Source organism: Roseibaca sp. Y0-43 (assembly GCF_020667835.1).
Classification (GTDB): domain Bacteria; phylum Pseudomonadota; class Alphaproteobacteria; order Rhodobacterales; family Rhodobacteraceae; genus Roseinatronobacter.
This window is the reverse complement of sequence record NZ_JAFMPR010000006.1, coordinates 163,047-177,659: the sequence shown is the minus strand read 5'-3', so window position 1 is coordinate 177,659 and position 14,613 is coordinate 163,047. Positions and strand designations below refer to the sequence as shown.

The 14,613-nt window shown below is 64.9% G+C and carries 12 protein-coding genes; 7 read left to right on the top strand and 5 right to left on the bottom strand.

Annotated features, from left to right (window positions below; translation table 11 throughout):
* Positions 1–51 precede the first annotated feature (51 nt).
* From J1C52_RS09715 to J1C52_RS09705, 3 genes are read left to right on the top strand one after another with little or no spacing between them, the layout of a single operon-like run.
* The gene (locus J1C52_RS09715) at positions 52–840 is read left to right on the top strand and encodes an alpha/beta hydrolase (protein WP_227427738.1); all 789 of its coding nucleotides are present in this window, start codon (positions 52–54) and stop codon (positions 838–840) included.
* Positions 841–899: 59 nt separating this feature from the next.
* Positions 900–1,484 carry a hypothetical protein gene (locus J1C52_RS09710; protein ID WP_227427737.1) on the top strand — a complete coding sequence of 195 codons (585 nt, stop codon included), beginning with the start codon at positions 900–902 and terminating at the stop codon, positions 1,482–1,484.
* Positions 1,481–1,945: a GNAT family N-acetyltransferase gene (locus tag J1C52_RS09705; RefSeq protein WP_227427736.1), complete on the top strand. Its 465-nt coding sequence runs from the start codon at positions 1,481–1,483 to the stop codon at positions 1,943–1,945. Before J1C52_RS09710 ends, J1C52_RS09705 begins: the two co-directional genes overlap by 4 nt.
* Here the strand turns inward: J1C52_RS09705 and der are convergent.
* From der to J1C52_RS09690, 3 genes are all read right to left on the bottom strand, one after another.
* Positions 1,942–3,396, bottom strand: coding sequence for a ribosome biogenesis GTPase Der (gene der, locus J1C52_RS09700; RefSeq protein ID WP_227427735.1), 1,455 nt, complete (start codon positions 3,394–3,396; stop codon positions 1,942–1,944). The genes J1C52_RS09705 and der overlap by 4 nt on opposite strands.
* A 79-nt stretch (positions 3,397–3,475) precedes the next feature.
* The gene (locus J1C52_RS09695; RefSeq protein WP_227427734.1) at positions 3,476–4,789 is read right to left on the bottom strand and encodes a PQQ-binding-like beta-propeller repeat protein; all 1,314 of its coding nucleotides are present in this window, start codon (positions 4,787–4,789) and stop codon (positions 3,476–3,478) included.
* Positions 4,790–4,819: 30 nt separating this feature from the next.
* Positions 4,820–5,470, bottom strand: a complete 651-nt coding sequence (locus tag J1C52_RS09690; protein ID WP_227427733.1) for a hypothetical protein — start codon at positions 5,468–5,470, stop codon at positions 4,820–4,822.
* A 206-nt stretch (positions 5,471–5,676) separates the two neighbouring features.
* On the opposite strand from J1C52_RS09690, the gene J1C52_RS09685 reads away from it, so the two are divergent.
* Entirely contained in the window at positions 5,677–6,783 is a 1,107-nt protein-coding gene (locus J1C52_RS09685; RefSeq protein ID WP_227427732.1) for an efflux RND transporter periplasmic adaptor subunit, read from the top strand.
* The gene (locus tag J1C52_RS09680) at positions 6,780–10,469 is read left to right on the top strand and encodes an efflux RND transporter permease subunit (RefSeq protein ID WP_227427731.1); all 3,690 of its coding nucleotides are present in this window, start codon (positions 6,780–6,782) and stop codon (positions 10,467–10,469) included. Before J1C52_RS09685 ends, J1C52_RS09680 begins: the two co-directional genes overlap by 4 nt.
* Before the next feature lie 18 nt (positions 10,470–10,487).
* Here the strand turns inward: J1C52_RS09680 and J1C52_RS09675 are convergent, their stop codons facing one another.
* Both J1C52_RS09675 and yaaA read right to left on the bottom strand, forming a co-directional pair.
* Complete coding sequence (locus J1C52_RS09675) at positions 10,488–11,117, bottom strand: exopolysaccharide biosynthesis protein (protein ID WP_227427730.1); 630 nt, start codon at positions 11,115–11,117, stop codon at positions 10,488–10,490.
* A gap of 209 nt (positions 11,118–11,326) precedes the next feature.
* Complete coding sequence (gene yaaA / locus J1C52_RS09670; RefSeq protein ID WP_227427729.1) at positions 11,327–12,094, bottom strand: peroxide stress protein YaaA; 768 nt, start codon at positions 12,092–12,094, stop codon at positions 11,327–11,329.
* A gap of 131 nt (positions 12,095–12,225) precedes the next feature.
* Between yaaA and J1C52_RS09665 the strand changes: the two genes are divergently transcribed.
* Both J1C52_RS09665 and recQ read left to right on the top strand, forming a co-directional pair.
* Positions 12,226–12,513: a YggT family protein gene (locus tag J1C52_RS09665; RefSeq protein ID WP_227427728.1), complete on the top strand. Its 288-nt coding sequence runs from the start codon at positions 12,226–12,228 to the stop codon at positions 12,511–12,513.
* Positions 12,494–14,560, top strand: coding sequence for a DNA helicase RecQ (gene recQ / locus J1C52_RS09660; RefSeq protein WP_227427727.1), 2,067 nt, complete (start codon positions 12,494–12,496; stop codon positions 14,558–14,560). Before J1C52_RS09665 ends, recQ begins: the two co-directional genes overlap by 20 nt.
* The last annotated feature ends 53 nt before the right edge of the window (positions 14,561–14,613 follow it).

Here is a 14,613-nt window from a genome sequence, read left to right as displayed (position 1 = left end):
CGCGAGGAAGCTATCTGAACACGCGCCGTCACGCGACCGGATGGAGGGGATATGACACAGCCGATCGACTGGGACGCGGCGTTCGAGAACGGGGCATATATCCCTGATGGCGCAAGTTATCCGGCCCGCTGGCAGGCCTGCGCCGCCGCTTTTCGCGCCACCGCCCGCGCGCGGCTGGACCTGCCTTATGGCCAGGCCCCGCGCGAGAGGTTCGACCTATTCCTGCCAGATGGCGTGCCCGAAGGTTTGGTCGTCTTCGTGCATGGCGGTTATTGGAAGGCCTTTGACAAATCCACATGGTCGCATCTGGCGCAAGGGGCCATCGCGCGGGGCTGGGCCATGGCGATACCAAGCTACACGCTGGCACCTGAGGGCAGTCTGGCGCAGATGACGGCGCAGATTGCCCGCGCCATTGTGGCCGCACGGGGCCACGTTGCGGGGCCGTTGCGCTTGGCGGGGCATTCGGCGGGGGGGCATCTGGTCGCGCGGATGCTGTGTGCCGATATGCCGGCGGGGACCGAGCGGGCTGTGTCCATCTCTGGCCTGCATGACCTGCGGCCCTTGCTGGAAACCCGCATGAACCAGATCCTTGGGCTAACCGACGCAATGGCGCACAGCGAAAGCCCTGCGCTGCTCAAGCCGCGCGCGGGCACGCATCTGACCGCTTGGGTGGGCGGGAACGAGCGCCCGGAATTCCTGCGTCAGGCCGCGCTGATCCGCGAGGCATGGCCGGGCACAGATCTGGTCGTGGACGGGGCGCGGCACCATTTCGACGTGATCGCGGCGCTTGAAGACCCGCAGAGCCCGCTGATGGACGCGGTTTTGCGCGCCGACACGTAAACTCCGCCGCCGTTGCTGCGAATCGGGCGGTGCGCTAGGCTGGTCGCAGGAGTGCTGCCATGACCCGCATCCTTGCCGCCCTGCTGATCCTTGCCGCGCCCGTGGCGCAGGCTGACGAGTGCGATGCGCAGTTCCTGCGCCTGATGCTGGACGGAAACCCGGAAGTGCCGGTCGTCATAGAGTTGACGCAAAGCTTCAACGGGGCCGCGCCCACGGTCACGCGCCACAGCGCGGATGGGTCCGGCGATTGGCTGAGCGAGGCGGTGGACCCCGCATCCCTGCCATGGTCCATGCAGCGCGGCGAGGTGATGTATTCCTCTGGCGATGGCGGGCAGACCTGGTCCGAGATTGGCCGTTTCACGCCCGAGCAACGCGAGGCCGCGCGCGATACGCTGCGCCGCGAGGCGGAAACACGGTATGACGTGGCCTGCCGCGCCGACACGCGCGATGGTGTGGCGTATCAACTGGTCGAGGGGCGCTATATTGCCAACAGCCAGCAAGATGCGCAGATGTTCCTGCGTTACTGGCTGGACCCCGATGGCTGGATCGCGCTGCATGAGATGCAGGTCCGCGCGGCTGCCTATGATCTGGATGTGACGCAGGTTCTGACCCGCGTCGATGCGGTGGAGTTGCCTGTGCCATGACCGACGATCTGACAATCGAACATGCTCGCGTCTCTGATGTCGCAGAGATTGCAGAGCTTTACGTTGAAACACGGCGTCAGGCCTTGCCCTTCCTGCAATCAACCTATTCGACCCGTGAAACGCAGGACTGGATGCGCGACACCCTGCTATCGCGCGACACCACCTGGGTGGCGCGGCGCGCGCGGGCGCTTTGCGGGTTTCTGACGCTCGACACTTGCGAGATTGACCAGCTTTACCTGCGCGCCGATCTGCGCCGCAAAGGCATCGGCGGCGCGCTTATGGTCCATGCCAAGCGGCTGAGCCCGCGCGAATTGCGTCTAGTCACCTTCCGCCAGAATTACGGCGCGCGCGCTTTCTACGAGGGCCACGGGTTTCGCCCGGTGGCGTTCCGCGATGGCTCTGAAAACGAGGAAGGGGTGCAGGACGTGGTCTATGAATGGCGGCCTGACAGGCTGACCTAGCTGTCCCGCCGCCCTTCCAGATGTTTGCGCAGCTTCGAAGGGGCTGCCTTCTTGCGCCCCTTGTAGGGGTTCTTGTCGGATTGCGAGCGCATGAACATGCGAATCGGCGTGCCCGGTATGTCGAAACTGTCACGCAGCCCGTTCACAAGGTAGCGGGTATAGGCGGCGGGCAGCTCTTCCGGGTGCGAGCACATGACAACGAAGCCCGGCGGGCGGGTCTTGGCCTGCGTCATGTAGCGCAGCTTGATGCGCTTGCCGCCCGGCGCGGGGGGCGGGTGCGCGATGACCATCGCTTCCAGCCATTGGTTCAGCTTGGCGGTGCCGATGCGGCGGTTCCAGATGTCATGGGCGCGCAGCACGGCGGCGTGCAGGCGGTCCAGCCCTTTGCCGGTCTTGGCCGAGACCGTGACCATCGGCGCGCCCCGCAACTGGGGCAGCAGCTTTTCGAACTTGTAGCGCAGCTCTTTCAGCTTTTCCTGCTTTTCGTCTTCCAGATCCCACTTGTTCACCGCGACGACCACGGCGCGGCCCTCGGTTTCGGCGAAATCCGCGATGCGCAGGTCTTGGGATTCGAACGGAATGGCGGCGTCCAGCAGGACGACCACCACCTCGGCGAAGCGCACGGCGCGCAGGCCATCGGCGACCGACAGTTTTTCGACCTTGTCGGTGACGCGGGCCTTTTTGCGCATCCCGGCGGTATCGAAAATGCGGGTGGGCGTGCCCATCCAGTCCAGCGTCAGAGAGATCGAATCGCGGGTGATCCCGGCCTCTGGCCCGGTCAGAAGACGGTCCTCGCCAAGGATCTTGTTAATCAGCGTGGATTTGCCAGCATTCGGCCGCCCGATCACCGCCACCTGCAAGGGTTTCGCGGCGGTCGGCGTGTGGTCGGGCGCATCGGTGTCGTCGGACACATCCAGATCGACGCTTGGCGCTTCGGCCTCGGCGCGTTCCTCGAAGCCTTCGGCGAGGGGGCGCAGCATGTGATACAGCTCGTCCATCCCCTCGCCATGTTCGGCGGACAGGCGCAACGGCTCGCCCAAGCCCAGCCCGTAGGCGTCCAGCACGCCGGGATCACCCGCGCGGCCCTCTGCCTTGTTGGCCCCCAGAATCACGTTGCGCCCGCGCTTGCGCAGGATTTCGGCCAAGCCTTCGTCGCTGGCGGTCACGCCCGCGCGCGCGTCGATCAGGAACAGGCAGACATCGGCCATATCGACCGCGCGCTCTGTCAGGCGGCGCATCCGGCCTTGCAGGCTGTCATCGGTCGCGTCTTCCAGACCGGCGGTGTCGATCACGGTGAAGCGCAAATCGCCCAGCTTGGCCGCGCCTTCGCGCAGGTCGCGGGTGACGCCGGGCTGGTCATCGACCAGCGCCAGCCGTTTGCCGACCAGCCGGTTGAACAGGGTCGATTTGCCGACATTCGGGCGGCCGATGATGGCAAGGGTGAAGCTCATAAACCCCTCCGGGGACAAAACGAAGAACGGCCCCGCTGCGGGCGGGGCCAATCAGATCGCGCAGCCTATAGACCAATCCTTAGCGATAGGCCAGCAAGCTGCCATCACGCGACACAACGTAAAGAGAGCCGCCGACCGCGATGGGCGCGCTGGCGGCGCCGCTGGGCAGTTCCGCCTGCATCCGCAGCGCGCCATTGGCCGGATCAAACCCGCGCAGCATACCGTCGCTGGAAGCAACGATCAGTTGCCCACCGGCCAAAAGCGGGCCGAAATGGGCATAAATCTCTGCCCGCTTGCGCTCGCGCGTTTCGGTGTGCAGCGGCATCGGCTGGCCCCAGATGAATTCGCCGGTGGACGCGTCCAGCCGCACAAGGCGGTTGCGGTCCGACATCAGGAAGACCGATCCGCCCACGGGCCAGACCGGGCCATAGGCTGCTTCTTCGGCGGTCCAGAGCTTGCGCCCATCGTCCAGATCCAGCGCCATGACACGGCCTGACTGGTTGCCGATGAACACGCGCCCGCCGTCGATGACCGGGTCGCCAGTGATGTCCTTGATCGCGGCATAGGCCACGCCCAGACGCGTGCCCGCGATATTGGTGCGCCATTCGATCATGCCGGTGTCGCGCCGTGCGGCGATCAGCTCGCCCGCCGGGGTCGGGAACAGGACCAGCGCGCCCGCAACCGCCGGGGCCGCGCCACCGACCATAGAAGCCGTGGACGGCGTGCCGGGCAACACCCAGTCCGTCTTGCCGTCGCGGGTCTCTAGCGACCATGCGGTGCTGTCAGAGGCCACGACATACACCCGATCGCCCGCGATGGTGGGAGGCGCGGTGACAGGGGCGTCGAAGGTTTTGGTCCAGACGGTCTGACCGCTGGCGGCATCCAGCACCGTCAGCGTGCCGAAGGCAGAAGTGACATACAAACGCCCATCCGACAGGGCCAGACCGCCGCCCGAAGCGCTGTCGGCGCTGCGCGTGGCACTGGGCGTCAGGTCGCGCGTCCAGACGGTTGCGCCGGCGGTGTTGGTGGCGGTCACAAGCGCGCGGCTGTCCAGCGTGAAGATGATGCCATTCGCCGCCACGGGTTCGGCCGTGATGCGATGGCGACGCCCGTCGCCCTGGCCGATGCTGGCCGCCCATTGCTGCACGGGCACGGCGTTCAGCGCGGGGTGCGCGATGCGCGTGTTGGGGGTGCCCAGACGGTGCGTCCAAGAGGCGTTGACCTGCGTGCCGGGCAAGCGGATCGGTTCGGCGCGGCTGGCTGGCGGTTCGCCCGCGTCTTCCGAGAAAGGCGCGCGCAGCGGAAAGCGCTCACCTTCGAGGATGAATTCGCGGTTACAGCCGGACACGGCGAGCGCCATGGCAAGCAAAGTTGCGGAAGTCCAGAGTCTCACCTTAGGCTCCTATCTCGCTATGCCCGCGCGTCACGCGGCGCCGGTTTCAGCCCCAAGGCTGATAAGAAGTTGCGTTACGCGCTGGCGCAGCGCTTCGGACACATCAGACTGTGCCAGCAAATCCTGCATGATTTCAATCGCTCTTTCCGCCTCGCCTGCTTCCAGCGCCAAAAGGGCGCTTTGCTCCAGCGCCAGCGGGCGGAAGGGCTGGCCGGGCTGGGCAAGGCCTGCGACCACGGTCTGGCGCTCTGCCAGCGGCAAGGTGCCCTGACCGGCCATCACGCGCTTCAGCGCGGCCAATTGGCGGTAAGCGTCGGGCAGGCTGTTATCTTCGGCGGCGGCTTGGAACGCATCCAGCGCGGCGGCCAGGTCGGTTTCCAGCAATTCGCCTGCGCGCAGCAATTGCAGCACGCCCTGTTGCGGGCCGGTGGCGTCAATCTCGCCAAGGGCGGCGATACGGGCATCACTGTCGTTGTTTTCCAGTGCCGAGAGCACGGCTTCGCCAAAGGCTTCGGCCTCGGCCTGCGCGCTGGCCTTGCGCCATTCGTTCCATGCCGTGCCGCCCACGATCAGCAGCACCGCCAGAACCGCGATCCAGCCGTATTTGCGCAAGGCATCCATGGCCCGGTCGCGCCGAAGCTCTTCGGTGACTTCCTCGAAGAATCTGTCGGTATTGCTCACCTTCGGCCCCTATCATTTGAAACTTGGGCACTCTTAGCGTGAAGCGGGGGGTATTGCCAAGCCCTGCAAGCCGCAGCCGGGCCGTGCCGCGCGCGCCGGATTATTGCGCAGGCGCAGAAATTCTTTTGGACGAAAAGAAATCTGAACTGGTCAGTTTAGCGTATTGGGCTTATATACGCGACTTGACTTTGAACCAAGAGGACGCGATGCGCATTTTCCCCTTGATTACGGCCCTGACCGTGGTTGTCGCCCTCTATATGCTCGTGATGGAGCGCTCGGCGCTTCTTAGCTTTGCCGGTGTGGTTACCGAGGCCAGCGCCCAAACCGAAGACGAAACCGCGCAGCCGCGCGTCAAGGTGGTGGCCATGCGCTCGGTCGCTCAGTCGGTTGACAGCACCGTCATCCTGCGCGGGCGCACCGAAGCGCCGCGCGCGGTAGAGGTGCGGTCGGAAACCTCTGGCCTAGTCATTTCCGAACCACTGCGCCGGGGGGCGCAGGTGGCTGCGGGCGATCCGCTCTGCGAAGTGTCGCCCGGCGTGCGCCAAGCCGCCTTGGACGAGGCCCGCGCCCGTCTGGCCGAGGCCGAGATCAATTTCCGCGCCGCCGAAGGCTTGCGCGAGGGCGGTTTCGCCCCGGAAACCCGGCTTGCCAGCGCCCGTGCCGCGCTTCAGGCGGCACAAGCCGGGCTGGACCGCGCGGTCGAGGATATGGCGCGGCTGGTGATGCACGCGCCCTTTGACGGCCTGCTGGAATCCGACACGGCAGAGCTTGGCAGCCTGTTGCAGCCCGGCGGGCTATGCGCGACGCTGATCCAGCTGGACCCGATGAAGCTGGTGGGCTTTGCGACCGAATTGCAGGTCGCGCGTCTGGCCGAGGGCGCGCCTGCGGGCGCACGGCTGGCTGGCGGGCGCGAGGTGATGGGGCAGGTGACGTTCATCGCCCGCTCTGCCGACCCCCAAACCCGCACCTTCCGCGTGGAAGTGACCGTGCCGAACCCCGACAACAGCATCCGCGACGGGCAGAGCGCCGACATCATGATTACCGCCGAAGGGCGCGAGGGACATTTGATTCCGGCCTCTGCGCTGACATTGAACGACGCGGGCGCGCTGGGCCTGCGCCTGGTCGATGACGCGGGCCATGTCAGCTTCGCCCCCGCCACCGTGCTGCGCGACACCGACCAAGGCATCTGGCTGGCCGGGCTGCCCAATGAGATCGGCGCGATCATCGTCGGTCAGGAATTTACTCGCGAAGGTGCGGTCGTTGACGTCACATGGCGCGAGGATGCGCCCTCTGCCGAGGAGCCTGCGCAATGATCGGCATCGTCAACTGGGCCGCGACCCATGCGCGGATGGTCCTTGCCCTTGTCGTGATGACGCTGGGGGCCGGGGCCGCTGCCTATTTCGGCCTGCCCAAAGAGGGCGAGCCGGATATCGAGGTGCCCGCCGTTATCATCACCGTGCCCTTCCCCGGCATCAACGCGATTGATTCCGAGGATGCCATCGTCAAACCGATGGAAACCGAACTGGCGGGGCTGGACGGGCTGAAAAGCCTTGGCGCGTTTTCCGCCGATGGCATCGGCGCGGCGGTGCTGGAATTCGAATTCGGCTGGAATAAATCTGAGACCATGGCCGACATCCGCGACGCCATGACCCGCGCCGAAGCGCAATTTCCAAGCGGCGCGCAGAATTACACCATCACCGAAATCAACTTCTCCGAATTTCCCATCGTGATCGTGGCGCTGTCTGGCGACGTGTCCGAACGCACGCTGCTAAGCGCCACGCGCAGCCTGCAAACCCGGATAGAGGCGCTGGATTCCGTTCTGGAAGCCGAAATCGCCGGCGCCCGCGACGAGATGGTCGAGGTGCTGGTCGATCCTCTGCGGCTGGAAGCCTACAACGTCACCGCGGGCGAGTTGATTCAGGCGGTGGGCGCGAACAACCAGCTTGTTGCGGCGGGACAGGTCGAAACCACAAGCGGGGCGTTTTCCGTCACCGTGCCGTCCACCTTCGAGACGACGCAGGACATTTACAAGCTGCCGATCAAGGTTAATGGCGACGCGGTCGTGACCTTGGGCGATTTGGCTGAGATCCGTCTGACCTTCGCCGACCGCGAGGGCACAGCGCGGTTCAACGGCGAAGACAACCTTGCTATTCAGGTGGTCAAGCGCAAAGGCTTCAACGCGATCGACACGGTCGCCGCCGTGCGCGAGGCAATCGCGCTGGAACAGGACAGCTGGGACACGCAGCTGCGCAATTCCATCCACATCACCACCGCGCTGGACCAGTCGGTGCAGGTGGACGAGATGGTGCGCCAGCTGGAAGGGTCGGTTCTGACCGCCATCGCGCTGGTGATGATCGTGGTTCTGGGCGCGCTTGGCACGCGCTCGGCACTGCTTGTGGGCTTTGCGATCCCGGCCTCGTTCCTTTTGTGCTTCATCCTGTTGGGTATCATGGGCGTCGCGGTGTCGAATATCGTGATGTTCGGGCTTATTCTGGCCGTGGGTGTGCTGGTCGATGGCGCGGTCGTTGTGACCGAATATGCCGACAAGCGCATTGCGGCGGGCGACGGGCCGATGCAATCCTATGTCCGTGCCGCGCAGCGCATGTTCTGGCCGGTCATCGCCTCGACCGCGACAACGCTTTGCGCTTTCCTGCCCATGCTGTTCTGGCCCGGTGTCGCGGGCGAGTTCATGGGGATGCTGCCGGTCACGCTGATCTTCGTTCTGACCGCGTCGCTGATCGTGGCATTGGTGTTCCTGCCGGTCATGGGCGGTGTCACGGGCCGCATGGCCCGCCGCGTGGGCCAGATGTCGGACGCGCTGCGCCGCTTCCCGCTTGTGGTGCGTGCCGGTTTGGCGGTTTTGCCAATGGTCGGGCTGTGGCTGGGCGGTATGCTAATGCTAAACCCCGGCTATTTGTCCGGCGGCACGGCACCCGCGCAATCTGCCATGCAACTGGTGCCCGGTACGGTGCTGATGACATTGTCGGCGGTCGGCATTTCTATCACCTTTGGCGCTTTGGCCATTCGCCGCGCGCCCAAGACCATCGACGCAAAGCGCCGCTATGGCCTGACCGGCTGGATCATGCGGTTCATCGTCGGCAACCCGGTCATGCCGGTTGTGACGGTCGTTGCCGTGGTGGCCTTCGTTATGGCGGTGTTCCAATATTACGGCGCGAATAATCGCGGGGTCGAGTTCTTTGTCGAAACCGAACCCGAGCAGGGCATCATCTATGTCCGTGCGCGCGGCAACCTGTCGCTGGACGAGAAAGACGCGCTGGTGCGGCAAGCCGAACAGGTGGCGCTGAGCACCGATGGCGTGGAATCTGTCTTTGCCTTCGCGGGCGATGGCGGTCTGAACACCAATACCGGCGGCACAAGTGCGCCCACCGATGCCGTGGGCCAAGTGCAGTTCGAACTGACCAGCTGGCAGCTGCGCACCGATGACCCGGACATGGCCGGCTCACGCATTGTCGAGCGGATGCAGGACCGCTTGTCGCAGATCCCCGGTATCTATGCTGAAACGCTCATCCAGGCGGGCGGGCCTGCGGGTGCGAAGCCTGTGCATCTGCGCCTGACGGGGCAGGATTTCGACACGCTGGAAAGCGCGGTCGATATGGTGCGCGCGAAATTCGCCGACCTTCCCGGCCTGTTCGACCTGGAAGATACGCGCCCGGTGCCCGGCATCGACTGGCAGATCAATGTCGATACCGAAATCGCGGGCCGTTTCGGGGCCGATGTGCAAACCATCGGCGGCATGGTTCAGCTTGTAACCCGTGGGTTGTTGTTGGACACGATGCGCGTCGACACCTCGGAAGAGGAAATCGACATCCGCGTGCGTCTGCCTGAAAGCGACCGCTTGTTGTCCACCCTCGAAACGCTGCGCGTGCAGACCAATTACGGGCTGGTGCCGCTGTCGAATTTCGTGACGACCGAAACGGTTGCCAGCCGCTCGCGCATCGACCGGATGGACCAACAGCGCTATTTCGACGTGAAGGCCGATGTGCGTCCGAACCTGGAACAGCTTGTCGATGCCGATGGCAACGTGGTGCGCGTGGTCACGCGGGCCGAAACCCACCCGGATGAAAACGAACCGGGGTCCGAGGCCCACCAGCTTGCCCTGCAAACCGTGGCCGAGATCGAGGAAAACGGCTGGCGTGTGGTGCCCATTACCGCGACCGAGCGGATCGAGACGCTGACGGACTGGCTGCAAACCGAGGCCGAACTGCCCCCTGGCATTGGCTGGGAATGGACGGGCGAGCAGCAGGACCAGCAGGAAAGCCAGTCTTTCCTGATGTATGCCTTCGGCGCGGCGCTGGGCCTGATGTTCGTCATCCTGCTGACGCAGTTCAACAGCTTCTATAACTCGGTTCTGGTGCTTCTTGCGGTGGTGCTGTCCAGCGCGGGTGTGCTGATCGGGATGCTGGTGATGGAGCAGACCTTCTCTGTCATCATGACGGGGACGGGCATCGTGGCGCTTGCGGGGATCGTGGTGAACAACAACATCGTGTTGATCGACACCTTCCAAAGCTATGCCAAGATCATGCCCCGGATTGAAGCGATCATCCGCACGGTCGAGGCGCGCATCCGCCCGGTGTTGATGACTACCATCACCACCATGGCCGGCCTGACCCCGATGATGCTGGGGATCAGCCTTGATTTCGCCAATGGCGGCTACAGCGTCGACAGCCCGACGGCGCTGTGGTGGAAGCAATTGGCCACCGCCGTGGTGTTCGGCCTTGGCGTGGCGACCATCCTGACGCTTTTGCTGACGCCCGCGTTGCTGGCGCTGCGTGTCTGGATCGAGAAGGGCGCCTATCGCGGCGCGCTGGGCCTGCGCTGGCTGCTTTCGAAGCGTGGCAGCGCCGCGCGGCGGGACCGGGCGCTGGAGAAGAAGCTGTCGGGCATTCGCGATACCGAACTGATCTGGGATGCGGGCCTGCCACCGCTGCGCCCTGCGCCCGATCTGCAACCCGAACTGCCGCTGCGCGCGGCGGAATAGGGAACTGGCCGCGCCCGCTCAGGTCGCGGCCAGTTTCGCAATCAGCAGCCCGGCAGCGGCAAGGCCGCCCAACCCCAGCCCGGCGATCAGCCCGTCGCGGACCAAAAGCGCGCTGGCCATCAGGCTGATGACAATCGCCAGCGACGTGGCCGAGAAGGGGATCAGCTCGAAGAAGGGCATGATAAGCCCGCAGACCATGCAGATCAGCAAAAGCAACTGACGCCCCGGAAATCCGAATACCCATTCCGCCCGCGTGACGGTCTTGCGGTCGATAAAGGCGGCGGCGCCATCCAGCTTGGAAATGGACCATTCCAGCCGCGCGGTCGAAAACTCGCGCCGCAGGATGAAACCGGGCAGCCAGATCGTGCCACGCCCCAAAAGCATCTGTGCCGCGATCAAGGCAACCGTCAGCCCGCCCAACGAAGACAGGCCCGGAATACCACTGAGCGGCGAGACAAGGATAAGCGCCGGCATCAGCAGCAGCACAGGTTGACCGCCTTGGTCCATGGCGCGCAGGATCTCGGCGAAACTGACCTTGGGCGCGTCGGTCACATCGCGCAACCGGTCCAGAATTTCCTGCAACGGGCGGTGTGCAAGGGGGTCGGCGGCGGCGATGGCCTTGGCGGAATCGTTCCGTGCGGGGTCCATTTGGTCCGGTCTTTCGGGTTGGTCGAACATGTCGCGCCGGTCTTTCCGTGTAATGCGCGGAAAGCCCGCATGAAACTGATTGCCGTTAAGGCACTATCCAATGGGATATGGGGGCAAAATGCTGCAAAGCAAAGGCGATAGTGAAGCGAGTTCGGCTTGGGTCACGCCGTCTTGAACAGCGTGGCAACAACTGCCCTTTGCCCCTTGCATCAAATCTCGCGCAGGAAAACCGGGCGATCCGGGGTCGATTGCTCTGGGTCATAGGCGTAGCCGCCCGTGTCGAACTCGCGCAACTCTGCCGGGTCGGTCAGGCGGCGTTCAAGGATGAACCGCGCCATCGCGCCGCGCGCTTTCTTGGCGTAGAAGCTGATGACCTTCGGCTCTGCCCCGTCCTTGCTGTCCAGAAATTGCGGCGTAATCACGCGCGGGCGCAGGGCACCCAGATCCACCGCGCCGAAATATTCCTGAGAGGCGCAATTGACGATCACTTCCGCCCCCGCATCCTTGGCCGCGTCATTCAAAGCCATGGAAATACGGTCGCCCCAGTAATCATACAGCGATTTGCCGCGCTCCGTCGCCAAACGGCTGCCCATTTCCAGCCGGTAGGGCTGCATCGCGTCAAAGGGCCGCAGCAGGCCATAGAGGCCCGACAGGATGCGCAGATGCCCCTTGGCCCAGTCCAGCGCATCCGCATCCAGCGACCTTGCGTCCAGCCCCGTATAGGTGTCGCCCGCAAAGGCGTGGATGGCGGGGCGGGTGGCCTCTGGTTCCGGGTCGGCCGCAAAATTCTCGAACCGTTCAAGGTTCAGGTCCGCCAGCTTGTCGCTGATATGCATCAGCTTCTTCAGCCCCGGCGCGCCCAGATCCTTGGCCACATCCGCCAGCGCCACCGCATCCGCCTGAAAATCGGGGCGGGTGGTGGCATCGGGGCGGGCGGTCCAGTCCAGTTTCTTGGCGGGCGAGAGGATAACGAGCATCGGTCAATCTGTCCTGTTTGGGCTTGCCCCTTACCTAGCGATTGTGCCGCCCGTGTCCAGATGGGCGAAATGGTTGCCCTTGCCCGCGCCCGCCCTTAGATATTGGGCAACCCAACACGAAAAGGCCCAAGATGCTGTCGATCCTTCAGATACTTTTGCTTGTGCTGAACGTGGCGCAATTCATCATCATCATTCATATCATCCTGAGCTGGCTGATTAATTTCAACGTGCTCAGCCTGCGCTCGCCGATGGTGGCGTCGATCTGGGACGGGATGAACCGGCTGGTCGAACCCGTCTATCGCCGCATTCGCCAGTTCCTGCCCGATCTGGGCGGGATCGACCTTGCGCCGCTGGTGGCCCTGCTGGCCATCTATGCCCTTCAGATCGTCATCACCAACAATGCAGCCATCTTCCTCTGACGAGGCGGACCCGCATGCGATCCTGAAACAGGTTTTCGGCTTTGACGGGTTTCGCCCCGGTCAGGCCGAGATCGTCGCCTCTGTCGCGGCGGGGCAGGACACGCTTGCGCTGATGCCCACGGGCGGCGGCAAGTCGCTGTGCTTCCAACTGCCCGCCTTGTGCCGCGAGGGGCTGACGGTCGTCATCTCGCCCCTGATTGCGCTGATGCGCGACCAAGTCCGCGGCTTGCAGGAATTGGGCGTGGCCGCGGGCGCGCTGACATCCGGCAATACCGAGGCAGAGCGCGACGCGGTATTTGATGCCATCGACCGGCGGGAATTGAAGCTTCTCTATATCGCGCCAGAGCGGCTGGCGTCGTCGGGGACGGTGGACCTTTTGCGCCGCGCGCGCTGCACCCTGATCGCGGTGGACGAGGCGCATTGCGTCAGCCAATGGGGCCATGATTTCCGCCCCGATTACCTGCGCATTGGCGATTTGCGCCGCACGCTGAACGTGCCGATGGCGGCGTTTACCGCCACCGCCGACGCGGAAACCCGCGCCGAAATCCTGAAACGGCTGTTTGATGGGCGAAGCCCCAATATCTTTCTGCGCGGCTTCGATCGTCCGAACATCACGCTGAACTTCACGGTCAAGGACAGCCCGCGCAAGCAAATCCTGTCATATGCCGCCGCCCGGCGCGGGCAGTCCGGCATCGTTTATTGCGCCACTCGTGCCCGGACCGAAGCGCTTGCCCAAGGTCTGCGCGACGCGGGCCACAATGCCCGCGCCTATCACGGCGGGATGGAGGCCGACACCCGCCGCGCCGTCGAGGAGTTGTTCCAGCGCGAGGATGACCTGATCGTGGTCGCGACCGTGGCGTTCGGCATGGGGATAGACAAGCCCGATATCCGCTGGGTCGCGCATGCGGATTTGCCGAAATCCATCGAAGCTTATTACCAGGAAATCGGTCGCGCGGGGCGCGATGGCGCGCCCGCCGACACCTTCACGCTATATGGCCCCGACGACATTCGCCTGCGCCGCGCGCAGATAGACGAAAGCCTTGCCCCCCCCGAGCGGCGCGAAGCCGACCATGTGCGGTTGAACGCGCTTCTGGGGCTGGCAGAGGCCACGGCCTGCCGCCGGCAAGTGCTGCTATCCTATTTTGGCGAGGCGTCGGACCCCTGCGGCAACTGCGATCTATGTGCGCGGCCGGTCAAGCTGTTCGACGCGACAACCCCCGTGCGCAAGGCGCTGTCGGCCATGTTGCGCACGGATGAGCGTTTCGGCGTGGGTCATCTGGTCGACATTCTGACCGGCAATGCCACGGAAAAGGTCCGTGCACGCGGGCATGACCACCTGCCCACCTTCGCCGTGGGGCGCGAGCTGAGCCGCGCCAAGTGGCAGGCGGTGTTTCGCCAGATGATGGGGCGCGATCTGGTGCGCCCGGATGCCGAGCGCCACGGGGCCTTGCGCATGACCGAAGCCGCCCGCCCCATCCTGCGCGGAGAGGCCGAGATCACCTTGCGCGAGGACACGATCACCACCGCCCGCGACGGGCCAGCGGTCAAGGCGCTGGTGTCGGACGAAGATGCGCCGCTTCTGTCGGCGTTGAAAGCCAAGCGCCGCGCATTGGCCGAAGCGGCGCGCGTGCCTGCCTATGTCATCTTCACCGACCGCACCTTGATCGAGATGGCGGAAACCCGCCCCGACAGCATGGACGCGATGGCGCGCATCTCTGGCGTTGGGGCGACGAAGCTGGACCGCTACGGGGCCGAATTTCTGGCCGTTATCACCGGGGCCACGCCCGACGCCCAACACCCCCAGCGCCGCAAGCTGGCCGGACGTGAGGCGGGTGCCTTGTTCGATGAATTGGCCGAGCTTGCGCGCGGGTTGGAACGTGGCGACGATGGCACCGGCAAACTGCTGACGCTCTCGCCCGCGACCCTGCGCGCGATTGCCGAGCGGCGGCCTGCCACCGAGGGCGAGCTGGCCCGCATCAAGGGCATGGATGACGCGCGCCTAGACCGGTTCGGCGCGGCGATCCTGACCTGTCTGCACAGCCTATGACGTCGGGGCGGGGCTTGACCCTGCCGCCCAAGCGCGCGACGCAAGGCGTTGAA

Bases quoted from the DNA above. Each gene is read 5' to 3' on its own strand.
- J1C52_RS09715 (WP_227427738.1), top strand. From the start codon at position 52: ATGACACAGCCGATCGACTGGGACGCGGCGTTCGAGAACGGGGCATAT.
- J1C52_RS09710 (WP_227427737.1), top strand. From the start codon at position 900: ATGACCCGCATCCTTGCCGCCCTGCTGATCCTTGCCGCGCCCGTGGCG.
- J1C52_RS09705 (WP_227427736.1), top strand. From the start codon at position 1,481: ATGACCGACGATCTGACAATCGAACATGCTCGCGTCTCTGATGTCGCA.
- der (WP_227427735.1), bottom strand. From the start codon at position 3,396: ATGAGCTTCACCCTTGCCATCATCGGCCGCCCGAATGTCGGCAAATCG.
- J1C52_RS09685 (WP_227427732.1), top strand. From the start codon at position 5,677: ATGCGCATTTTCCCCTTGATTACGGCCCTGACCGTGGTTGTCGCCCTC.
- J1C52_RS09680 (WP_227427731.1), top strand. From the start codon at position 6,780: ATGATCGGCATCGTCAACTGGGCCGCGACCCATGCGCGGATGGTCCTT.
- J1C52_RS09675 (WP_227427730.1), bottom strand. From the start codon at position 11,117: ATGGACCCCGCACGGAACGATTCCGCCAAGGCCATCGCCGCCGCCGAC.
- yaaA (WP_227427729.1), bottom strand. From the start codon at position 12,094: ATGCTCGTTATCCTCTCGCCCGCCAAGAAACTGGACTGGACCGCCCGC.
- J1C52_RS09665 (WP_227427728.1), top strand. From the start codon at position 12,226: ATGCTGTCGATCCTTCAGATACTTTTGCTTGTGCTGAACGTGGCGCAA.
- recQ (WP_227427727.1), top strand. From the start codon at position 12,494: ATGCAGCCATCTTCCTCTGACGAGGCGGACCCGCATGCGATCCTGAAA.